Below are 21223 nucleotides of genomic sequence, written 5' to 3'. Positions count from 1 at the left end.
TGGTGTGGGCATCGTTGATCTGTATCAACCATACATCGAACCGCTCGGCCTAGACAAAATAGACGGAGTAGTCTATATTTTGAAAGCTGGCACAGACCGACGAACAAATATCAACGCAAACGAAAGACACCCCATGGCCCACACCACCCAGCGGATACCCCGCCTCACCAGAGCAATCATCGCAGCCCTCGGGGCAGCAACCTTAGCCACCAGCCTTGTCGCGTGCGCACACGCAGACGGTCGCGAACACGGCACCGTCACCTACCTAGAACAAGCATTCTTCACCAACCTCTACCCGCCCACCGCCGGCTACTACCCCAACGGCGGAGTGGTCAACAACATCACCGACCGGCTGCTCTACCAAGACCCAGACACCCTAGAACTATCCCCCTGGATCGCCGAAGAACTACCGGAAGTCAACGCCGACAGCACCCAATACACCTTCCGTATCCGACGCGGCGTCACCTATTCCGACGGCACCCCACTGGACGCAGACAACGTCAAACGCAACTTCGACCTCTTCGGCCTCGGCGACAAAAACCGCACCCTCACCGTCTCCGAACAAATCAACAACTACGACCACGCAGAAGTCCTCGAACCCTACACCGTGCGTTTTTACTTCCATGCACCCAGCCCAGGGTTCGCCCAAGCAACCTCCACCATGAACTCCGGGCTGCTCGCCAACGCCACCCTCGACGGCACAGCCGACACATTCTCCCCCGGACACGCCACCGAAGTCATCGGCTCCGGCCCCTTCGTCATCACCCACGAAAACCTCGGCAAAGAACTCACCCTCACCCGCCGCGAAGACTACAACTGGGCGCCAAAAGTCAGCGAACACCAAGGCCCAGCCAACATTGACGCCGTCACCATCACCCTCGCAGGCGAAGACGCCGTTCGCGAAGGCGCACTAGTATCCGGCCAAGCAGATATTGCCCGCACCATCGCAGCACCCAGCGAAAAACACCTGAAAGCCGCCAAAGTGGACATCGTCGCCCACGGCACCAACGGCGTCAACAACAGCCTCAACCTGCGCTTCCGAACCCCCATCCTCCAAGACGACACCGTGCGCGAAGCATTAAGCCTCGCCGTCGACCGACAAGAAATCAACACCACCCTCTACTCCGACAGCTACCCCATCGCCACCGGCGTCCTCGCCCACACCACCGCCGGATACATCGACCAAAGCGACAAACTACGCTACGACCCCGACCACGCCCGCGAACTACTCGACAACGCCGGCTGGATCCCAGGCCCCGACGGCATCCGAGTCAAAGACGGCCAACGGCTGAGCTTCACAACCAACCACGCCAACGTCCAACCCCGCAGCAAAGAACTCATCGAAAAAATACAAGAACAATTCCGCCGAATCGGCGCAGACCTACAGCTCTACCCCGGAGACCAAGCCGCACAAAACGCCGCAGTCAAAGACCCCACCCTCATCCAAATCCACCACACCATGGTCGGACGCGCCGACTACGACGTCATCAAAAGCCAATACTTCTCCACCAACCGCAACAGCCTCCTAAACTACGACCCCACTGACGGCAGCCTCGGAGACCCAGAACTAGAACAACTACTCCAACAAGTCGCAAGCTCACCAACCCAACAGCAACGCGCTGAAGCAAGCGCCCAAGCCCAACGCCTACTAATCGACAAGCACTACACCATCCCCCTGTTTGAAGAACCCCAAGTCTTCGGCGTCGCCCCCGGCATCAGCGGATTCCACACCGAAGCCGTAGGCCGCCCCACCTTCTACGACCTCACCATCGACTAGGTACCACCATGACACAACGCATCCTCACCCGCCTAGCCCACACCATCGCAGTGCTGCTGGCAGCCTTCACCCTAGCCTTCCTCCTACTATCCGCACTCCCCGGCGATGCAGTAGAAAACCGCTACGCGAACCCAGAACTAGGACTCAGCCCTGAGCAAATCCAAGAAATCCGCGACAGCCTCGGCGCCGACCGGCCCCTGATCATCCAATACCTCCTCAGCCTCAAAGGCTTCATCACCGGGGACTTCGGCGTCTCCGTCAACTCCGGAACCCCCGTGCGCGAAATGCTCGCCGCAGCGCTACCCGGTACCTTAACCCTCGCGGCGTCAGCATTCATCCTCGCACTCATCCTCGCCTTCGCAATCTCCAGCGCCGCCATCCTATCCACCCGCTTCGGCAAGAAAATGCGGGCACTGCCACCTCTGATGGCTTCGCTACCAACATTCCTGGTGGGCATCGTGCTCATCCAATTTGTTTCCTTCCGCCTGGGACTGGTGCCCATCATCGGCGCAAGCGAAAGCCAAAAACTCATTCTGCCGGCCGTCACCCTGGCCATCCCCATCGCCGCCCCCATCGCACAAGTGCTGCTGCGCAGCCTCGATGACGTCGCGAAACAACCCTTCGTCGACGTCGTGCGTGCCCGCGGAGCCAGCACCTGGCGACTCTTCGCACACAACATCCTGCCCGGCGCGATCCTGCCTGCACTGACTGTCGCCGGATTGGCTTTCGGCGAGCTCGTCGGTGGGGCAGTGGTCACCGAAGCCGTGTTCGGTCGGGCAGGGGTGGGAAACATGACTGTTGGCGCCGTGTCCAACCGCGACACCCCAGTGCTGCTGGCGATCGTCGTGCTGGCGGCAACCATCTACGTCCTCATTAACGCTGCAGTCGACGCGCTGCAGCCGATCGTTGATCCCCGACTGCGGAAGGCCGCGAAATGAATCGTTTCAAACATCTGACCCCCGCAGTTATCGCGGCGTACGTTGTCATCATCATTGTGCTGGCGTGGGCCCTCGCGCCGGGCGTGTTCACCCAATTTTCGCCCACCCAGGGGCACTCGCAAGCGCTGCTGCCGCCCTCTCGCGAGCACATCTTTGGCACTGACGCCATTGGGCGTGACCTCTTCGCCCGTGTGGTCTACGGCACCCGCCACTCCCTCGCAGGTGCGCTGATTGCGGTTGCCGTGGGCCTGACAGTGGGCACCTTGATCGGCCTGATCGCCGGAACCCAAGGCGGCGTCATCGATACCTTACTGATGCGTGGAGTCGACGTGTTGCTCGCCATCCCCGCACTGTTGCTGTCGCTGTCGGTGATCATCGTGTTGGGCTTCGGCACTATTAATTCCGCCATCGCCGTCGGTGTTACCAGCGTCGCGTTTTTCTCCCGCTTGGTGCGTACAGAAGTGCAACGCGTTACCCGCACCGACTACGTTGAGGCCGCCTATGGCAGTGGCGCTTCCAAGCTGGCGGTATTGACTCGCCACATTCTGCCGAACTCGCTGACCCCCGTGCTGGCCATGGCAGCGCTGCAGTTCGGCAACGCCATCCTGCAGATCAGTGTGCTCGGCTTCCTCGGTTACGGCACGCCCCCGCCTACTCCAGAATGGGGCCTGCTGATCGCAGATTCCCGCAACTACATCGCCACATCCTGGTGGCTCACCATCTTGCCCGGCGCCGTGATTGTCGCCGTAGTGCTATCCGCAAACCAACTGTCCTCCGCCTACCGAAAGGCCCTGTAATGCCGCGCACCCCACTGCTTGACGTTCGTGATCTATCCGTGGCCTACAACGGTCGCGCAGCCACCCACGACGTATCCTTTTCCGTTGTCCCCGGCCAAGTCACTGCTATTGTCGGCGAATCCGGTTCAGGTAAAACCACCAGCGCGCACGCCGCACTCGGCCTGCTGCCGGACAACGCTGAAGTGATCGGCGGGGCAGTGCTGTTCCGCGGCGAGCAGGGCCCATCGCTCGAGCTCACACGACTCGATGACACCCAATGGCGGAGCATCCGCGGCCGCCACATAGGCCTGATACCCCAAGACCCCAACAACTCCCTCAACCCGGTCAAAACCATCGGCCAATCCATTTCCGAAGTGCTGGAAATACACACCGATCTTGACGCCGCGGGGCGAAAAGCCCGCATCATCGACCTGCTCGAACAGGTTGGAATCGACGACCCCTCCCGGCGCGCACGGCAATACCCACACGAACTCTCCGGCGGGATGAAGCAACGCGTCCTGATCGCCGCCGCGATCGCTGTGGAACCCGAACTGATCATCGCCGACGAACCCACCAGTGCGTTGGACGTCACCGTCCAGAAGAAAGTGCTTGACCTGCTCGATAACCTGCGACGGGAACGCAACATCGCCATGGTGATCATCACCCACGACCTAGCCGTCGCAGGGGACCGCGCGGATCAACTCGTAGTGATGAATCAGGGCAAAGTGGTCGAACACGGTGTCGCCGCCAGTATCCTGCAGGACCCACAAGACCCCTACACCCGCACTCTCCTCAGCGACGCGCCAGCACTGAGCGCACCCGGGACAGTGAGGCCCGCGGCGTCAACACCCGAACCGCTGCTGCGAGTAGAAGGTTTAGTTCAAAAATTCGGGGACTTCACCGCCGTCGATAACGTCAGCTTCACCGTCGCCCGCGGCACCACACACGCCCTCGTTGGCGAATCCGGCTCCGGTAAAACCACCACCGGACGCGCCATCGCCCAACTGAGCACCCCAACCAGCGGATGCATCAGCATTAACGGCAAGAAACTTGACGGCCTCGACCCCACAGTTGTCCAGCTGGTCTACCAAAACCCACTCGGCTCGCTCAACCCCCGGCGCAGCGTTGGGCAATCAGTCGCCGAACCGCTGCACAACCTGAGCGGACTCAGCAAGCGGGCCATCGAGGAAAAAACCGCCGAGTTTTTCAACCTCGTCTCCCTCGACCCGGCCCTCATGAAACGCCGCCCACGCGAACTATCCGGCGGCCAACGCCAACGCGTCGCCATCGCCCGAGCACTGATCGTCGAACCCGAACTCGTCGTGCTAGATGAGGCCGTCAGCGCACTCGACGTTACTGTCCAAGCGCAAATCCTCCGCCTGCTGGAACGCCTACAACAGGAACTCGGGGTCACCTACATCTTCATCAGCCACGACCTCGCCGTCGTGCAACAAATTTCCGACACCGTCTCCGTCATGCAGCACGGTAAACAAGTCGACTATGGCCCCACCCACCAGGTCTACGGCAACCCCACCAGCCCCTTCACCCGCGCCCTGCTCGATGCCATCCCCGGCGCCAACTACCGCAGCGGCGCACTGAACATCGGACTGTGACCACTATGCTGGCGGGCACACGACAACGTTAGGAGACACCACATGAGCACCACCGCCATCGTCACCGGAGCCACCGGAGGTATGGGTACCCACATCGTCGCGGCCCTCAGCGAAGTCTACGACTGCGTTCTAGCCATCGGCCGTAACCAAGACACTCTGAACCAACTAGAAAGTACATTTTCTAACGTCACAGGGGTGCGCCTGGACCTCGGCGAACCTGACATCGACTACCTCAAAGCCCTAGCCGTTGAGCGCGTCGACTGCCTCGTCCACGCGGCAGCCATCGCCCCCAAAGGCCCACTGGAGGGAACCGAAGAACAACAGTGGCGCGAGGCGCTCCAACTCAACGTCATCGCCCCCGCACAGCTCACCCGCGCGCTGCTGCCCGGACTTCGCGCCACCGGCGGAACCGTCGTATTCATCAGCTCCGGCGCAGGCGACCACGGGCATGCCAACATGACGCTCTACTGCGCCACCAAACACGCCCTCAACGGACTCGCCGAAGCACTCCGCCAGGAAGAACCCGACATCCGCGTATCGACCGTCGCCCCCGGCCCCACAGACACCCCCATGCTGCAAGGCCTACGCGGACAGTATGACGCCGCGACCGTCATCGCCCCAGAAGAAGTTTCGGCAGCAGTGCGGGCGGTCGTCACCGCAGGCCCCAGCACGCAGCTAACCCGGGTTAACGTCCGCCCGCGACGCCCCTAGCCGGCGTCAACCGCGCGGTTGCGCAAAGCACGACGAACATTGTCCTGCCCCTCGCTCAACACGCGCTTGAAACCATCGCTGTGGTCGCCTGACAGAACACCATCGGCCATCGCGATGGCTGATTCGCTGATATCCCAACCGGGGTAGATCTGCTCCAAGGTACGCAGGGCAACCTCCGAGGTGAACTCCTTCCAGATCCCTGGGGCAGCCTCGAAGAACTGAGCTGTCAACGGCATGAGGTTGGAGGCAGAACCAGCCCACGTCAGCCCCTGGCCCTTGTGGCGCAACTCCAGATTCGACATCTGGGAACCACGCTGAACAATCGCATCAAAAACAGCCTGCTTGTTCTCGGCGGTGTTCACAGCAGCCTCAGCAACCCACGCCCAGTTGCGGCCGGACGCACTCGTATCCTTGGCCCGGAGATCCGCAATAGCAGCTGCAGGATCGCTCACATCACCGCGGGCAATCAACGCCACCAACGCACGCCACTGCGCATCAAAATCAATCTCGAGACCCTCCAACGTGGATTCCCCGCGCACAATCTGCTGCATAAGCTCCGCGGCGTCATCACCCATAACCTGTGCAGACAACGACTGCACGAACGCCAACTGCTGATCAGAACCCGGGGCGGCAGCACGGGCCGCCTCAAGCAGGGCATCGCTGAGCAACGCGCGCCCAGTCGACTCGGCCCACTGCGGATCCGCAAAACTATTCAGAGCACGCGAAGCCTGGCCAAGCAGAGCCTCCAACACGAAGATCTCAGACTCGGTGCGGGCGCCCTCGGCAACCAAACGCACAAAATCACGCGCACGCATTTGGCCAGAACGCGTCATCTGCCAGCACGACGACCAGCACAGAGCCCGAGCCATCGGATCTGCAATGTTGGCAATATTGTCGAGGACAAATTCCAAGGAATGGTCGTCGAGCTCCATCAACGCATAGGTGAGGTCATCGTCGTTAACCAGAACCAAGTCCGCCGCTGGGAACTCCACCAGCTCCGGCACCGCAGTGCGTGCACCCTCGATGTCGAGTTCCACACGCTTGGTACGCTTGACCTGTCCATCAACCAAGGAATACAAACCGACAGCAATGCGGTGTGTACGAAGCTCACCCGCACCTGGCTGCGCACCCGTCTGCTCAACCGCAAAGTCCGTGTACACACCGTTTTGAATCGTGAACGTCGGGCGCAAAGTGTTGATGCCCGTGGTCGTCAGCCACTGCTGGGCCCACCCCGACAAATCCCTGCCTGAAGCATCCGCGAGCGCCCCCAAGAGATCTTCGAACGTGGCGTTAGAAAAAGCATGGTTGGCGAAGTGTCGGCGAACACCAGCAAAGAAGGGCTCGCGCCCAACATAGGCCTGGAGCTGCTTAAACACCGAAGCGCCCTTCGCGTAGGTAATGCCGTCGAAGTTCTGCTCCACCGTCTCAATGTCCTTAGCCGAAGCCACAATCGGGTGGGTAGAAGGCAGCTGATCCTGAGCGTAAGCCCAGGACTTTTCTACGTTCGCGAACGTCACCCACGCGGTGTCGAACTCCGTGGCCTCCGCCTGGCTCATCGCGGCCGACCACGTTGCGAAAGACTCGTTGAGCCACAAATCACCCCACCATTGCATGGTGACAAGGTCGCCGAACCACATGTGTGCCAACTCGTGCAGGATGGTGTCGCAGCGGCGCTCGTACATGCGGCGCGTCACCTTGGAGGTGAAGACGTACTCGTCGCGGAAGGTCACGCAGCCAGCGTTTTCCATCGCACCCATGTTGTATTCGGGGCAGAACACCTGGTCGTACTTGACGAAGGGGTACGCCATGCCGAAGTGCTCGTGGTAGTAGTCGAAGCCCTGCTTGGTTTCGCGGAAAATCTGCGCGGCGTCAAGGGCGTGCGCTAAGGACTTGCGGCAGTAGATACCGAGAGGCACCGTCAGCTCGGTTGGCTGATCAGATGGGGTTTCGGGGTGGTGGGTCAGTCGGCCGCTCCAGGAATCGCGGACCTCGTGGTAGGGGCCGATGCAGAAGGCCACTAGGTAGGTCGACAGTAGGTAGTTGACCTCGCCGCGGTGGATGTTGGTGGTGGTGTCTTCCACCATGGCGGGGTTGGACACAACCTTCCAGCCCGCCGGGGTGGTAACGGTCATGCTGTAGGTGGCTTTGATGTCCGGTTGGTCGAAGCAGGCGAAGACCCGCTTGGCGTCGGCGGTTTCGAACTGGGTGTACAGGTAGGTTTCTTGGTCTGCGGGGTCGGTGAAGCGGTGCAGGCCTTGGCCGGTGCGGGAGTATTCGCAGTCGGCAACAACCCGCAGGGTGTGTTCGCCGGCGGTGAGGCTCAAAGCGATGCCATGCTCCGGCGTGTAGGCAGCGGGGGCGTCATCGATGGTTGTTCCGTCCAGGATGACTTCGCGGACGCTAGCCGCACGTAGATCCAGGAAGGTCTCGCCCTGTCCGCTGGTGAAGCGGATGTCGGTGGTGGAGGCGAATGTGGGCTGCTCAGTGGGGGCACTGGTGACATCCAGGGTGATGTCGTAGTGGCAGTTGCTGATCAGCTCTGCACGCTGTTGTGCTTCTATTTGAGTGAGGTTGATTGAAGACATGAGCTACAGCCTAGCGGCAGTGCGTGTCGATGGCGTGGGCGAGTGCATCGTGCTCGGCTTGGGTGACCCACAGCCCATAGGTTCGTTTGATGTTGATTTGGGCGTGAGCGAAGTCGCAGATGAATGCTTCGTTGGGTGGCAGCCATTGGGTGGCGTCGCCTGCGGATTTGGAGATGTTGGTGGGGCCGTCGACCGCCAGCAGGTTGCGGGGGTCGTTGGCGAAGTTGCGGCGGGTTTGGTCGTCCCATTGTTGGGCGCCGGTGGCCCACGCGTTGGCGAGTGCGACGATGTGGTCGATTTGTATCATCGGCGAGGTATCTTGGCCGCGTTGGAAGGCGATGGTCGCGCCTGTGTAGGGGTCGTCGAGTGTGCCGGATAGTGCGACACAGTCGTGGGTGTTTGGTTTAACAATGACGTCGCGGAGGTCGCGTCGCAGGATATCGTTGCGGGTGTCGCAGCCGTTGTGTCCGAATTCGACGGTGACGTCGTCACTCCAGCGTTGGCCGAAAGCGTCGCGGCGGTAGGGTGCTGTGTGATCAGTCGGTTGGATGGGTAGCCCTTCGAGTGCGGCGTGCCCAGGGGACTGGGTGGTCGTTGGTGAGGGTGCGACCGTGGTCGTGTGAGTCACCGTGCTTGTTGACGTCGCGGGGGTACCCGTCGGCGTTGTGGTGCAGGCGCTGAGCAGTGCTAACGCGCAGGTGGCGGTTGCGGCGTGGCGGTTGAGACCCATGGGGACATGCTAACGCTGTTACTTTGGTGGCATGCGTATTTACCTTGGAGCGGACCACGCTGGGTTCGAGACGAAAAATGTTATTGCCCGCCACCTGGAGGCCAAGGGGCACGAGGTTATCGACTGTGGGGCGCACGAATACGACGCCCTGGATGACTACCCTGCCTTTTGTATCGATGCTGCTCAGCGGGTAGTTGCCGACCCGGGTTCTTTGGGCATTGTCTTGGGCGGTTCCGGTAACGGCGAGCAGATCGCAGCCAACAAGGTCAAGGGTGCGCGTTGTGCGCTGGCGTGGTCGACTGAGACCGCAAAGCTTGCGCGTGAACACAACAATGCACAGCTCATCGGCATCGGTGGGCGCATGCATTCCGAGGAAGAAGCGCTTGCGATCGTGGATGCTTTCATCGAGCAGCCGTGGAGTGAAGAGGAGCGCCACCAGCGCCGCATTGATATTTTGTCGGAGTACGAGCGCACCGGGGTTGCTCCCGAAAAGTAAGGCTAAAAAAGCGTTGGCGCACACCGGTGATGGTGTGCGCCAACGCTTTTTTCTGCCGTGGCAGGGGTCGAAGGGACTGTTGAATGTTCGGGGTGGTTTTAGGCTTCGGTCTCTACAGTCGCTTGGCGGCTGTTAATCCACTCGTTTACTTCTGCGGAGTCCCAGAGGGTCAATCCGTTGAACTTGCAAGCGGGCTTCGGAGCGCGTCCGCGGCCCGCGTAGCTGGTGAAAGTACCTCGTGCGGTGCCGGATTTCTTGGCGCATACGGTGGCAGTCCAAAGCTCGCGGCCTGACTTCGCGTCAATAATCATTGGTTCCATACCTTTACGATACAGCAAAAATCGTTAAGTATCAGGTTTGTTACCGGATGGTTATCTTTCGTTTGCTGATTGTCTGCGCCTTGTGTTAATCTTTGGCGGCTGACACAGGCGGCCTTCGGGCAAGCCTGAACGTCGCTGATGGGAACGTCGTATAGTGGCTAATACCTCAGCCTTCCAAGCTGAAGACGCGGGTTCGATTCCCGTCGTTCCCTCCAAAAATTCTCAAGCGCGGCATCGTTAAAAAACGGTGCCGCCCTTTTTATTATGTCTTAACCGCTTGGTCTCTTGACCTGTGCTTTTTCGACGATATGGGCCTTAAAGGGACCCCATTGTGCACGCAGTGTTTGAGTGCCGCTACACTATTGGAACACCCCGGGATATGGCGCAGTTTGGTAGCGCACCTGCTTTGGGAGCAGGGGGTCGCAGGTTCAAATCCTGTTATCCCGACTAGATGGGTTCTGGCTTTAGCACCAGACCCGTTGCTTTGTCCCCGCAATCTAGATACACCCCAGGAGAGTGACTCGTGAAGAGTTCTGTCGAGAAGCTGAGCGATACGCGCGTCAAAGTCAGCGTCGAAATTCCGATTGACGAATTGAAGCCGGAAATCGACCAGGCCTACGCCGCGCTTGCCCAGCAGGTGCAGATCCCTGGCTTCCGTAGGGGCAAGGCACCCCGTCAGCTGATTGAGGCCCGTTTCGGTCGCGGCGCGGTCATGGAGCAGGTCGTCAACGACACCCTCAGCAACCGCTACGGCCAGCTGCTCGACGAGCACGAGCTCAAGGTCGTTTCCCAGCCGGAAATCGACCTCACCAAGGTTGACCCGAACAGTGGCGTCGACTTTAACTTCGAGGTTGACGTTCGCCCCGAGTTCGAGGTTCCCTCCTTCGACGACGTCGCTGTCGAGGTTCCCGCAATCGAGGTTTCTGACAAGGACGTCGAAGAGGCACTGAACTCCCTGCGCCAGCGCTTCGGCTCCCTCAAGGAAGTTGAGCGCGCCGCAGCCAAGGACGACTTCGTGGTCATGGATCTGGCAGCCACCGTCGATGGCGAACCCCTCGAAGAGGCTAGCGCAGAGGGCATGTCCCACCAGGTCGGCCAAGACGAGCTCATCGAAGGCCTGGACGAGGCCGTGGTTGGCCTGTCTGCTGGCGAGTCCGCAACCTTCACCACCACCGTCCCCGGCGGCGAGCACGAAGGTAAAGAAGCTGAAGTGACCGTCACCGTCACCACCGTTAAGGAGCGCGAGCTCCCTGAGGCTGACGACGAGTTCGCACAGACCGCTTCCGAGTTCGACACCATCGAAGAGCTCCGCAACGATCTCCGCGACAACGTTGCAGAGCAGAAGAAGAGCGAGCAGGCTGTCGCCATCCGTGACGCTGTCCTCGACGAAGTTCTCGGCAAGACCGAATTCCCGCTGCCCGAGACCATGGTTGACGAGCAGGTCCAGGCCCAGGTTCAGCAGCTGCTGGCCCAGGTTGGCGGCAACGAAGAGCTGCTCAACACCCTCCTCGAGGCCCAGGGGACTTCCCGCGAGAAGTTCGAGGCCGATGCACGCGAATCCGCTGAGAAGGCCGTCCGCACCCAGCTCTTCCTCGACTCCCTGTCCGAGATCGAGAAGCCCGAGGTCAGCCAGCAGGATCTCTCCGATCACCTGATGTTCACTGCCCAGACCTACGGCATGGACCCCAACCAGCTCGCAGCCCAGCTGCAGCAGTCCGGTCAGATCGCCAACCTCTTCGCAGAGGTTCGTCGCGGCAAGGCCCTCGCAGCTGCAATCTGCAAGGTTGCCGTCACCGACTCCAAGGGCGAGAAGGTCGACCCCGCCGAGTACTTCGGTGAGGACACCGCAGAAGAAGAATCTGCAGAATAATACAGCTTTTTAAGAGGCCCGGCACCCCCGTCACACTGGTGGGAGCTGGGCCTTTACGCTGTGAGCGAACTTTTCACCTTTTCCCCTAGCTCCCGGGTAGTGTGGGCTGCGTATAAAACGACGAAAGGTCTTAAATCAATGTCTGATGGCATGAACCTCAGCGACTCTGTCTACCAGCGTCTGCTGAAAGAACGCATTATCTTCCTCGGTACCGACGTTAACGACGAGATCGCCAACAAACTGTGCGCTCAGATCCTGCTGCTCAGTGCTGAAGATCCCACGCGCGACATCAGCCTGTACATCAACAGCCCCGGAGGCTCCGTCACCGCAGGCATGGCGATTTACGACACCATGGTGTACTCGCCCTGTGATATCGCAACCTATGGCATGGGCTTGGCAGCCTCCATGGGCCAGTTCCTGCTGACCGCCGGCACCAAGGGCAAGCGCTACGCACTGCCGCACGCCCGCATCATGATGCACCAGCCCTCCGCAGGTGTCGGTGGCACCGCCGCAGACATCGCCATCCAGGCCGAGCAGTTCGCTCACACCAAGCGCGAAATGGCGGAACTTATCGCCCAGCACACGGGCCAGACCGTTGAGCAGATCACCAAAGACTCCGACCGTGACCGTTGGTTTACCGCAGAACAAGCCAAAGAATACGGCTTCGTCGACCACGTGATCGCCCACGCCAAGAAGTAGCCTGCCGGCCTGAAATAAGGAAGTTAAGACATGAACACACCCAAGATGCCCGAGGCGCGCTACATCCTCCCGTCCTTCGTGGAGCACTCCGCCTACGGCGTGAAAGAATCCAACCCCTACAACAAGCTGTTTGAAGAGCGCATCATCTTCCTGGGCACCCAGGTAGACGACGCCTCCGCCAACGACATCATGGCGCAGCTTCTGGTGCTGGAAGGTCAGGATCCTGACCGCGACATCACCATGTACATCAATAGCCCCGGTGGTTCCTTTACCTCCCTGATGGCTATCTACGACACGATGCAGTACGTCCGTTGCGACGTACAGACTGTCTGCCTCGGACAGGCCGCCTCTGCCGCAGCCGTCATCCTCGCCGCAGGCACCCCCGGCAAGCGCGCCGCCCTGCCTAACGCTCGCGTGCTCATCCACCAGCCCGCTACCGGTGGTGTCCAGGGCCAGGTCTCCGATCTGGAGATCCAGGCCGCTGAGATTGAGCGCATGCGTACCCTGATGGATGAAACGCTGGCTCGCCACACCGGGCGCACCGCCGAAGAGGTCCGCAAAGACACTGACCGCGACAAGATCCTCACCGCAGCCGAAGCCGTCGAGTACGGCATCATCGACCAGGTCTTCGACTACCGCAAGCTCAGCGCCAACGCTTAAAATCTCACACAACATGGAGGGCGCGGCCATCGTCGCGCCCTCCATGTTGTGTATTAGAGTGAACACGAACAAACCCACGTCGAGAAAGAATTCATGGCACGCATTCAAGAATCCTCGGACCTGCTCAAGTGCTCATTCTGTGGCAAGAGTCAAAAGCAGGTGAAAAAGCTCATCGCCGGCGGTGGTGTCTACATCTGCGACGAATGCATCGCACTATGCAATGAGATCATCGAAGAGGAGCTCGCAGCCTCCGAACAGACCACAGACTCTGGCCCCAAGCTGCCCCGGCCGAAACAAATCACCGAGTTCCTCGACGGCTACGTCATTGGTCAAGACGACGCCAAACGAACCCTCGCCGTGGCAGTGTACAACCACTACAAGCGCGTTCTACGCGAGCGCAAAAACGATGACGTTGAGATTTCCAAGTCAAACATCTTGATGCTCGGCCCCACCGGCTCTGGGAAAACCTACCTCGCGCAAACCTTGGCTCGACTGTTGGATGTTCCCTTCGCTATTGCTGACGCCACGTCGCTCACCGAAGCAGGCTACGTTGGTGAAGACGTCGAAAACATCTTGCTCCGCCTCCTACAGGCAGCTGACTTTGACGTCGAGCGGGCACAACGCGGCATCATCTACATCGATGAGGTTGATAAGATTGCCCGCAAATCCGAAAATCCCTCCATCACCCGTGACGTCTCTGGCGAAGGCGTGCAGCAAGCTCTGCTGAAAATTCTCGAAGGCACCGTCGCATCAGTTCCTCCGCAGGGAGGTCGCAAGCACCCCAACCAAGAGTTCATCAACCTCGACACCTCTAACATTTTGTTCATTGTCGCGGGCGCCTTCGCAGGCCTGGAAAAAGTCGTCGAACAGCGCCGGGGCAAAAAGTCCCTGGGGTTCGGTAATGAAGTTTCCACCAAGGCCACCAATGATGACCTCTACAGTGAAGTCCAACCTGAGGACTTAGTAAAGTTCGGCCTCATCCCGGAATTCATTGGGCGCCTGCCCATCGTCGCAACCGTCACTCAACTCGACGTCGATAGTTTGATCAAGGTTCTCACCGAGCCCAAGAATTCCCTCGTGCGTCAATACACCCGCCTGTTCGAGATGGATGATGTGGAGCTCATCTTCGAAGACGACGCACTAGTGGCCATCGCTGAAAAAGCCCTCGAGCGCAATACGGGCGCACGAGGACTTCGGGCGATCATGGAGGAAATTTTGTTGCCCTTGATGTACGACATTCCTGACCGGGAAGATCTCACCAAGGTCCGCATCACTGCCGCAGCAGTCCGCGGCGAATCCGAACCGGAATTCGAGCAGACAGCCGCCTAGGATTCGTCGTAGATGCTGGAATCCCGATCCGCGTGGTTTTCCTGCACCAGGTAGCTCATTGCCCCATGCGGCTGCATGTTGGACGTGAGGAAGCTTAGAACAGCGTCCACAACTAGCCGCTTCATCCCCGCGGTGTTGTCCTCGGAGCGCAAATCCGTGGCGTACAGGTTCGCGAACGTCGCCGGGTTAGTGACCCTAAACATCGACATCGACGAGATGATCGCGTACACATCCAGAGCCGAGACGCCTGGGCGGAACGCCCCAGAATCCTGGCCAAGCATCAAGATCTTGTCCAGCTGCAACACAATCGATGACTGGTCGGCCAGGGGAGTGGCATTTTTCATATTTGCGTGACCGAAGAGGTTTTCCAACACCACCATGCGCACAGCCATCGGGTGGGAGGCCATCTGGTCAACGATCGCTTCAACAACCTTCACGACAGCATCCACGGGCACCGTGCTGTCCAACTCCATGGCTTGTGGAAGGGGACGTAGCAGTTTGATTGCCAACTGCAACGCGCGAACGTAAAGGCCCTGTTTATCGCCGAAATAGTAGTGGATCATTCGCTTTGAAATGGCGGATTCTTGTGCGATGGTATCCAGGCGAGTCTCGTCGTAACCATATCGCGCGAAGTGCTCAAGGGCGACCGCAGTGGCGATGTCTTCAGACTGGTTGTTGTTCGGGGCGAAATCCAGGTCGTCGGTCACTCGAGCGAATCCTTCCACGGTCGTCAAACGGGCAATGCTTGTAACCATGTTGCCTGAAAAAGGCGCGCAAGTGTAGCCCGTCTGACGCAAATGGGGGTGAAGGTCAAAACCGCGCACAGCCGACCTAAGGCGCAACGGCTAGCATTGCGGATGAAAGACTTTAATGTTCTACGCGAAAGGGTCTCAATGACTTCCCCCAAGAAGGTTGCCGTCACCGGCGCAGCTGGCCAAATTGCTTACTCCCTCCTATGGCGCATCGCCAATGGCGACGTCTATGGTAAGGACACCCCGGTTGAGCTCAACCTCCTGGAGATCACCCCAGCACTAGGCGCCACCGAAGGCGTGGCAATGGAGCTACTGGACTCCGCATTTCCGCTGGTGTCCAAGATCACCATCACCGACAAGGCAGAGGAAGCCTTCGACGGCGCATCCGCAGCTTTCCTCGTCGGCGCCAAGCCCCGTGGAGCTGGCGAAGAACGCTCCGCCCTCCTCGCTGCCAACGGTAAGATCTTTGGCCCCCAGGGTAAGGCCCTCAACGACCACGCTGCAGACGACGTTCGCGTGCTGGTTGTGGGTAACCCGGCCAACACCAACGCCCTGATTGCCCGCGCACACGCCCAGGACATTCCCGCAGAGCGATTCACTGCGATGATGCGCCTTGACCACAACCGCTCCATCTCCCAACTGGGCACCAAGCTCGGCAAGTCCTCCGCTGACTTCCGCAACATGGTCGTCTGGGGCAACCACTCCGCCACCCAGTTCCCGGACATCTCCTACGCCACCATCGGTGGCCAGAATGTCTCCGACCTGGTGGACCAGCAGTGGTACCTGGAGGAATTCGTTCCTCGCGTCGCAAAGCGTGGCGCGGAGATCATCGAGGTTCGCGGCAAGTCTTCCGCAGCATCGGCTGCTTCCTCCGCCATCGATCACATGCGCGACTGGGTTCAGGGCAGCGAGAACTGGTGCTCCGCAGCGGTTGTGTCTGACGGTTCCTACGGTGTGCCCGAAGGCCTCGTCTTCGGCTTCCCGACTGTTTCCCGCAACGGCAAGTGGGAAATCGTCCAGGGCCTCGAGCTGACCGACTTCCAGCGTGAGCGCATCGCCGCCAACGTCGCAGAACTCGAGTCCGAGCGCGACGCTGTCAAGGCCGCAGGCCTCATTTAATTACGCGCCCTATGGCCCCGGCTGTGTCCGACAGCAGTCGGGCCAGGGCCCTGTGCCTACCAGGGGGGAATTGTTTCCGCGTCGCCGGAGATCGTCAGGCTATACCGGTGCGTCGAGCTCGTAATGGGGCACGATAGCCCGGCAACGTGGGGGGACAAAAATCTCGTGGCCGCACCAGCCATGCGCACCCAAGCTGACGGCAGCGCCTGGATCAGCGGCTGCGGCGCCTGGTACATCGACAAACGCACCAACACCCTCACCGCGCTATGGCCCGGATACGCCTACGAGTTCCGCGCAGAAATGGCCGACATCGACCAGGCAGATTTCCACACAGACCGCTAGCATTATGATGGTCGTATGAATTTGCCGAAGTCGTGGGAACCAGCCGCCGTTGAATCCGAACTCTACGAACACTGGGTAGACAAGGGCTACTTCACAGCAGACCCGACGTCTAAGAAACCGGCGTTTTCCATCGTCCTGCCGCCACCCAACGTCACCGGCCAACTGCACATGGGACACGCGCTCGACCACACTCTCATGGACGCAATCGCACGCCGCAAACGCATGCAAGGCTTCGAAGTGCTCTGGCTGCCGGGCATGGACCACGCTGGCATCGCCACCCAAACCAAGGTGGAAGCCCAGCTCAAAGAAACCGAAGGCAAAGACCGCTTCGACTACGAACGCGAAGAATTCGTCGAAAAAGTTTGGGAATGGAAACGTGAATACGGCGGCAAGATCGGCCGCCAAATGCGCGCCATCGGTGACTCCGTCGACTGGTCCCGCGAACGCTTCACCATGGACGAAGGGCTATCCCGCGCCGTCCAAACCATCTTCAAAAACCTCTACGACCAGGGGTTGATCTACCGCGCCAACCGCCTAGTCAACTGGTCGCCCGTGCTGGAAACAGCAGTGTCGGACATTGAGGTCGTCTACAAAGACGTCGAAGGCGAACTAGTCTCCATCCGCTACGGCTCCCTCGACGACAATGAACCACACGTCATCGTCGCCACCACCCGCGTGGAAACAATGCTTGGTGACGTCGCGGTGGCTGTTCACCCCGACGACGAACGCTACGCAGATCTCGTCGGCACCACCCTCGACCACCCGTTCCTTCCTGAACGCAAGATGATCGTCGTCGCTGACGACTACGTCGACCCCGAGTTCGGCACGGGCGCCGTGAAAATCACCCCCGCCCACGACCCCAACGACTACGCCCTCGGTGTGCGCCACAACCTCGACATGCCCACCGTCATGGACTCCAAGGGCCGCATCAGCGGAACCGGCACCCAGTTCGACGGCATGGACCGCTTCGAAGCGCGGGTGAAAATCCGTGAAGCACTCGCCGAACAAGGCCGCATCGTCGGCGAAAAGCGACCCTACGTGCACTCCGTCGGTCACTCCGAACGCTCCGGTGAACCCATCGAACCACGCCTATCCCTGCAATGGTTCGTCAAAGTTGAACAATTGGCGAAAATGGCCGGCGACGCCATACGCGAAGGTGACACCACCATCCACCCGAAGAGCGCCGAACCTCGCTACTTCGAATGGGTCGACGACATGCACGACTGGTGCATCTCCCGCCAACTGTGGTGGGGCCACCGCATCCCCATCTTCTACGGCCCCAACGGCGACATTGTCTGCGTCGGACCCGACGAACAAGCCCCCGAAGGCTACGAACAAGACCCGGACGTCCTCGACACCTGGTTCAGCTCTGCACTGTGGCCATTTTCCACCATGGGCTGGCCCGACAGCACCCCAGAACTGGACAAGTTCTACCCGACCTCCGTACTGGTCACCGCCTACGACATTCTGTTCTTCTGGGTTGCCCGCATGATGATGTTCGGCACCTTCGCAGCCACCCTGCCCGACAACAAGCTCGGCAGCAACGTGCCCTTCACCGACCTATACCTCCACGGCCTGGTTCGCGACGAGCACGGTCGCAAGATGAGCAAGTCCCTCGGCAACGGCATCGACCCCATGGACTGGGTTCGCGACTATGGTGCAGACGCCCTGCGCTTCACCCTTGCCCGCGGCGCAAACCCCGGCGTTGACCTACCCGTTGGTGAAGACTCCGCACAATCGTCCAGAAACTTCGCCACCAAACTGTTCAACGCCACCAAATTTGCGCTCATGAATGGCGCACGCGTCGACGCACTGCCCCCGCGTGAAGAACTCACCGACGCCGACCGCTGGATCCTCGACCGCTTGGAAGAAGTCCGCGGCCAAGTCGATGCCTACCTCGATAACTACCAATTCGCCAAGGCCAACGAAGCCCTCTACCAGTTCACCTGGGGCGAACTGTGCGACTGGTACCTCGAGATCGCAAAATCCCAGCGCGGCGAACACACAAAGATTGTCCTCGGCCGCAGCCTCGACGTTGTCCTACGCCTGCTGCACCCCGTGATGCCCTTCATCACCGAAGTGCTCTGGAAGGAACTGACCGGCGGCGACACCCTCTGCACAGCCGCATGGCCCACCGCCGAAGACACCAACGGCGGTGTCGCAATCGATGACGTCGCCCGTCGACGCATCGCAGACCAAGAAAAACTCATCACCGAAATCCGCCGCTTCCGCTCGGACCAAGGCGTCAAACCCTCCCAAAAAGTCCCCGCACGCATTGACTTCGCTGCAGTCGACCTCAACGGCCAAGAAGACGCCGTGCGCAGCCTAGCGCGAGTCGACGTACCCGCAGAAACCTTCGCGGCATCAGCAAGCATCGAAGTACGCCTGAGCCAAGGCACCGTCGTCGTCGAACTGGACACCTCCGGCGCCGTCGACAAAGACGCCGAACGCAAACGCCTCGAAAAGGACCTCGCGGCGGCACAGAAAGAACTCGACACCACCGCCAAGAAGCTCGCCAACGAAGCATTCCTGGCGAAAGCACCCGAGGCCGTCGTTCAGAAAATCCGCAACCGCCAACAGGTCGCTCAAGAAGAATGCGCACGCATCACCGCGCGACTGGAGGAGCTCTAAGTGGACCCCGAGCTACGCGACGGCGGACTGAGCCTCAACCTCGAAGGGCCAGTCGAACAGCCCGCACCGCTAGACATCACCCCCGCGGATCTCGCGGCCCTCGCCGAGGTCGAAGCTGAGCTAGACACCCGCTGGCCGGAAACCAAGATCGACCCGACCCTGGACCGCATGGAACTGCTCATGGACCTCTTGGGCAACCCCGAGCGTTCCTTCCCCGCGATCCACGTGGCCGGCACCAACGGCAAAACCTCCACCGTGCGGATGATCGAATCCCTCATGCGGGCATTCTCCCGCCGCACCGGCCGCACCACCAGCCCCCACCTGCAGCTGGCAACCGAACGGATCGCGATTGACGGCCGGCCCATCCACCCCCGTGACTACGTGCGGATCTGGCGCGAAATCCAACCCTATGTAGAGATGGTGGATGCGCGCAGCGATGTGCCCATGAGCAAATTCGAAGTGCTCACCGCCATGGCTTACGCCGCGTTCGCTGACGCACCCGTCGATGTTGCGGTGGTCGAGGTCGGCATGGGTGGGCGTTGGGACGCCACCAACGTGATCAACTCTGACGTGGCGGTGGTGATGCCCGTTGGATTGGACCACACCGACTATTTGGGCGACAGCATTGAGCAGATCGCGGGGGAGAAAGCTGGCATTATCAAATCCCGCTGGGACAGCGACGACCTACTCACCCCACCGGATAATGTTGCGATTGTTGCGGAGCAAACCCCCGAAGCACTGCGCGTGATCTTGGAACGCGCCGTCAGTGTTGACGCCGCGGTGGCCCGCTACGGGCAGGAATTCGGCGTAGTCGCCTCCGGAGTCGCTGTTGGTGGACAACAAGTTACTCTTCGGGGACTCGCCGGTGAATACACCGACATTTTCCTCCCCCTATCTGGCGAACACCAGGCAGCAAACGCCGCCTGTGCGTTGGCTGCGGTGGAGGCTTTCTTCGGCGCAGGGGCAGGGCGTCCGCTGGATGTTGAGCTAGTGCGCCAAGGTTTCGCCCAGGTTCAGTCACCTAGCAGACTCGAGCGCGTCCGTTCCGCACCCACCGTCTTTATTGACGCAACCCACAACCCCCACGGCGCACAGGCACTCGCCAAAGCCATCGGCAGGGACTTTTCCTTCCGCCGCCTCATCGGCGTTGTCGGCGTGCTCGGTGACAAAGACGCCCGTGGCATCCTCACAGCACTCGAGCCAGTCTTCGACGAGGTCATCTGCACCCAAACCCACTCACCTCGAGCACTAGAAGCAGAAGGTTTAGCCGAATACGCGGTAGAAATCTTCGGTGACGAGCGCGTCCATGTTGCTGACGCACTACCCAACGCAATCGCCTTGGCAGTCGACCTAGCCGAAGAAGGCGAACAGGTCTCCGGATCCGGCGTGATCATCACTGGATCAGTCGTGACCGCAGGCGAAGCCCGCACCCTGTTTGGAAAGGAACCCGCATGAGCGTAGGACCCCTAGGACCCGGACACGCCCCAGCCAAAGATCCCATGAAAGGCCTGCGCGGCGTCATGGCTGGAACACTCGTCATGGAATCCATCTCCATGTTGCTTGTGCTGACCGTCATCGCCAAGGTCGACGGCGGAGCCCACTGGACCACCTTCAACTGGGTATTCGTCACCGCAGTAGGCGTGGCCATGTTCCTCTGGGCCTTCATGCAAAAACGCCCCGGTGCGTTGAGCATCAACCTTATGCTCAACGTCATCGCGGTCGGCGGGGGATTGTTCGTTCACTACTCCATGGTGATTATGGCGCTCATCTTCATCGCCGTGTGGATGTACATCCTGGTACTGCGCAAGAACCTTCTGGAACGGATGAAACGCGGCCTGCTCACAACCCAACACACCTAAGGCTGTAGGATTGTGG

General features: G+C 60.2%; 19 protein-coding genes and 2 tRNA genes. 17 read left to right on the top strand and 4 right to left on the bottom strand.

Features of this window, described 5'->3' with window-relative positions; translation table 11 throughout:
* Positions 1 to 133: 133 nt before the first annotated feature.
* Genes CARG_RS07460 through CARG_RS07440 form a run of 5 tightly spaced genes read left to right on the top strand, consistent with a single transcriptional unit; the run spans position 134 to position 5815 of the window.
* On the top strand, positions 134 to 1777 hold the full coding sequence (locus tag CARG_RS07460; protein WP_021012038.1) for a TIGR04028 family ABC transporter substrate-binding protein: 1644 nt from the start codon (positions 134 to 136) through the stop codon (positions 1775 to 1777).
* A gap of 8 nt (positions 1778 to 1785) precedes the next feature.
* On the top strand, positions 1786 to 2715 hold the full coding sequence (locus CARG_RS07455; protein ID WP_021012037.1) for an ABC transporter permease: 930 nt from the start codon (positions 1786 to 1788) through the stop codon (positions 2713 to 2715).
* Complete coding sequence (locus CARG_RS07450; protein WP_021012036.1) at positions 2712 to 3512, top strand: ABC transporter permease; 801 nt, start codon at positions 2712 to 2714, stop codon at positions 3510 to 3512. The genes CARG_RS07455 and CARG_RS07450 overlap by 4 nt, the downstream gene beginning before the upstream one ends.
* Positions 3512 to 5104, top strand: coding sequence for a dipeptide ABC transporter ATP-binding protein (locus tag CARG_RS07445; protein ID WP_021012035.1), 1593 nt, complete (start codon positions 3512 to 3514; stop codon positions 5102 to 5104). Before CARG_RS07450 ends, CARG_RS07445 begins: the two co-directional genes overlap by 1 nt.
* A 42-nt stretch (positions 5105 to 5146) precedes the next feature.
* Complete coding sequence (locus tag CARG_RS07440; RefSeq protein ID WP_021012034.1) at positions 5147 to 5815, top strand: SDR family oxidoreductase; 669 nt, start codon at positions 5147 to 5149, stop codon at positions 5813 to 5815.
* Here CARG_RS07440 and pepN read toward each other — a convergent pair.
* Complete coding sequence (gene pepN / locus CARG_RS07435) at positions 5812 to 8400, bottom strand: aminopeptidase N (RefSeq protein ID WP_021012033.1); 2589 nt, start codon at positions 8398 to 8400, stop codon at positions 5812 to 5814. The genes CARG_RS07440 and pepN overlap by 4 nt on opposite strands.
* Positions 8401 to 8410: 10 nt before the next feature.
* Complete coding sequence (locus CARG_RS07430) at positions 8411 to 9130, bottom strand: HNH endonuclease family protein (protein ID WP_021012032.1); 720 nt, start codon at positions 9128 to 9130, stop codon at positions 8411 to 8413.
* Between the two features lie 31 nt (positions 9131 to 9161).
* Between CARG_RS07430 and CARG_RS07425 the strand changes: the two genes are divergently transcribed.
* Positions 9162 to 9626 carry a ribose-5-phosphate isomerase gene (locus CARG_RS07425; protein ID WP_021012031.1) on the top strand — a complete coding sequence of 155 codons (465 nt, stop codon included), beginning with the start codon at positions 9162 to 9164 and terminating at the stop codon, positions 9624 to 9626.
* A gap of 98 nt (positions 9627 to 9724) precedes the next feature.
* On the opposite strand, the gene CARG_RS07420 is transcribed toward CARG_RS07425, so the two are convergent.
* Positions 9725 to 9946: a hypothetical protein gene (locus CARG_RS07420; protein WP_041747099.1), complete on the bottom strand. Its 222-nt coding sequence runs from the start codon at positions 9944 to 9946 to the stop codon at positions 9725 to 9727.
* Between the two features lie 140 nt (positions 9947 to 10086).
* On the opposite strand from CARG_RS07420, the gene CARG_RS07415 reads away from it, so the two are divergent.
* From CARG_RS07415 to clpX, 6 genes are all read left to right on the top strand, one after another.
* Positions 10087 to 10161 (top strand) — tRNA-Gly (locus CARG_RS07415).
* Between the two features lie 158 nt (positions 10162 to 10319).
* Positions 10320 to 10393 (top strand) — tRNA-Pro (locus CARG_RS07410).
* 76 nt (positions 10394 to 10469) lie between these two features.
* A complete protein-coding gene (gene tig, locus CARG_RS07405) occupies positions 10470 to 11816 on the top strand; it encodes a trigger factor (protein WP_021012029.1) in 1347 nt (448 codons plus the stop codon).
* Positions 11817 to 11954: 138 nt separating this feature from the next.
* The gene (locus CARG_RS07400) at positions 11955 to 12515 is read left to right on the top strand and encodes an ATP-dependent Clp protease proteolytic subunit (protein WP_021012028.1); all 561 of its coding nucleotides are present in this window, start codon (positions 11955 to 11957) and stop codon (positions 12513 to 12515) included.
* A 30-nt stretch (positions 12516 to 12545) separates the two neighbouring features.
* Positions 12546 to 13175 (top strand): ATP-dependent Clp protease proteolytic subunit, encoded by a 630-nt coding sequence (locus CARG_RS07395; protein WP_021012027.1) that lies wholly within the window; start codon positions 12546 to 12548, stop codon positions 13173 to 13175.
* Between the two features lie 93 nt (positions 13176 to 13268).
* Complete coding sequence (gene clpX / locus CARG_RS07390; RefSeq protein ID WP_021012026.1) at positions 13269 to 14504, top strand: ATP-dependent Clp protease ATP-binding subunit ClpX; 1236 nt, start codon at positions 13269 to 13271, stop codon at positions 14502 to 14504.
* On the opposite strand, the gene CARG_RS07385 is transcribed toward clpX, so the two are convergent.
* Positions 14501 to 15259 carry a TetR/AcrR family transcriptional regulator gene (locus CARG_RS07385; protein ID WP_081761727.1) on the bottom strand — a complete coding sequence of 253 codons (759 nt, stop codon included), beginning with the start codon at positions 15257 to 15259 and terminating at the stop codon, positions 14501 to 14503. The genes clpX and CARG_RS07385 overlap by 4 nt on opposite strands.
* Before the next feature lie 138 nt (positions 15260 to 15397).
* Here CARG_RS07385 and CARG_RS07380 point away from each other — a divergent pair, with 138 nt between their 5' ends.
* The 5 genes from CARG_RS07380 to CARG_RS07360 all read left to right on the top strand — a co-directional run bounded on the left by CARG_RS07380 (position 15398) and on the right by CARG_RS07360 (position 21207).
* The gene (locus CARG_RS07380) at positions 15398 to 16375 is read left to right on the top strand and encodes a malate dehydrogenase (protein ID WP_021012024.1); all 978 of its coding nucleotides are present in this window, start codon (positions 15398 to 15400) and stop codon (positions 16373 to 16375) included.
* A 165-nt stretch (positions 16376 to 16540) separates the two neighbouring features.
* Positions 16541 to 16717, top strand: coding sequence for a hypothetical protein (locus CARG_RS10285; protein WP_169733214.1), 177 nt, complete (start codon positions 16541 to 16543; stop codon positions 16715 to 16717).
* A gap of 15 nt (positions 16718 to 16732) precedes the next feature.
* Entirely contained in the window at positions 16733 to 19348 is a 2616-nt protein-coding gene (locus CARG_RS07370; protein WP_021012022.1) for a valine--tRNA ligase, read from the top strand.
* A complete protein-coding gene (gene folC / locus CARG_RS07365) occupies positions 19349 to 20803 on the top strand; it encodes a bifunctional tetrahydrofolate synthase/dihydrofolate synthase (protein WP_021012021.1) in 1455 nt (484 codons plus the stop codon).
* Positions 20800 to 21207, top strand: a complete 408-nt coding sequence (locus tag CARG_RS07360) for a DUF4233 domain-containing protein (RefSeq protein WP_041747096.1) — start codon at positions 20800 to 20802, stop codon at positions 21205 to 21207. Before folC ends, CARG_RS07360 begins: the two co-directional genes overlap by 4 nt.
* Positions 21208 to 21223 lie beyond the last annotated feature (16 nt).

The organism is Corynebacterium argentoratense DSM 44202 (genome assembly GCF_000590555.1).
Classification (GTDB): domain Bacteria; phylum Actinomycetota; class Actinomycetes; order Mycobacteriales; family Mycobacteriaceae; genus Corynebacterium; species Corynebacterium argentoratense.
This window is presented reverse-complemented; position numbering and strand designations above follow the sequence as displayed.

What these genes read in the sequence shown, in the direction of transcription:
- CARG_RS07460 (WP_021012038.1), top strand. Translation starts at nt 134, where the DNA reads ATGGCCCACACCACCCAGCGGATACCCCGCCTCACCAGAGCAATCATC.
- CARG_RS07455 (WP_021012037.1), top strand. Translation starts at nt 1,786, where the DNA reads ATGACACAACGCATCCTCACCCGCCTAGCCCACACCATCGCAGTGCTG.
- CARG_RS07450 (WP_021012036.1), top strand. Translation starts at nt 2,712, where the DNA reads ATGAATCGTTTCAAACATCTGACCCCCGCAGTTATCGCGGCGTACGTT.
- CARG_RS07445 (WP_021012035.1), top strand. Translation starts at nt 3,512, where the DNA reads ATGCCGCGCACCCCACTGCTTGACGTTCGTGATCTATCCGTGGCCTAC.
- CARG_RS07440 (WP_021012034.1), top strand. Translation starts at nt 5,147, where the DNA reads ATGAGCACCACCGCCATCGTCACCGGAGCCACCGGAGGTATGGGTACC.
- pepN (WP_021012033.1), bottom strand. Translation starts at nt 8,400, where the DNA reads ATGTCTTCAATCAACCTCACTCAAATAGAAGCACAACAGCGTGCAGAG.
- CARG_RS07430 (WP_021012032.1), bottom strand. Translation starts at nt 9,130, where the DNA reads ATGGGTCTCAACCGCCACGCCGCAACCGCCACCTGCGCGTTAGCACTG.
- CARG_RS07425 (WP_021012031.1), top strand. Translation starts at nt 9,162, where the DNA reads ATGCGTATTTACCTTGGAGCGGACCACGCTGGGTTCGAGACGAAAAAT.
- CARG_RS07420 (WP_041747099.1), bottom strand. Translation starts at nt 9,946, where the DNA reads ATGGAACCAATGATTATTGACGCGAAGTCAGGCCGCGAGCTTTGGACT.
- CARG_RS07400 (WP_021012028.1), top strand. Translation starts at nt 11,955, where the DNA reads ATGTCTGATGGCATGAACCTCAGCGACTCTGTCTACCAGCGTCTGCTG.
- CARG_RS07395 (WP_021012027.1), top strand. Translation starts at nt 12,546, where the DNA reads ATGAACACACCCAAGATGCCCGAGGCGCGCTACATCCTCCCGTCCTTC.
- clpX (WP_021012026.1), top strand. Translation starts at nt 13,269, where the DNA reads ATGGCACGCATTCAAGAATCCTCGGACCTGCTCAAGTGCTCATTCTGT.
- CARG_RS07385 (WP_081761727.1), bottom strand. Translation starts at nt 15,259, where the DNA reads ATGGTTACAAGCATTGCCCGTTTGACGACCGTGGAAGGATTCGCTCGA.
- CARG_RS07380 (WP_021012024.1), top strand. Translation starts at nt 15,398, where the DNA reads ATGACTTCCCCCAAGAAGGTTGCCGTCACCGGCGCAGCTGGCCAAATT.
- CARG_RS07370 (WP_021012022.1), top strand. Translation starts at nt 16,733, where the DNA reads ATGAATTTGCCGAAGTCGTGGGAACCAGCCGCCGTTGAATCCGAACTC.
- CARG_RS07360 (WP_041747096.1), top strand. Translation starts at nt 20,800, where the DNA reads ATGAGCGTAGGACCCCTAGGACCCGGACACGCCCCAGCCAAAGATCCC.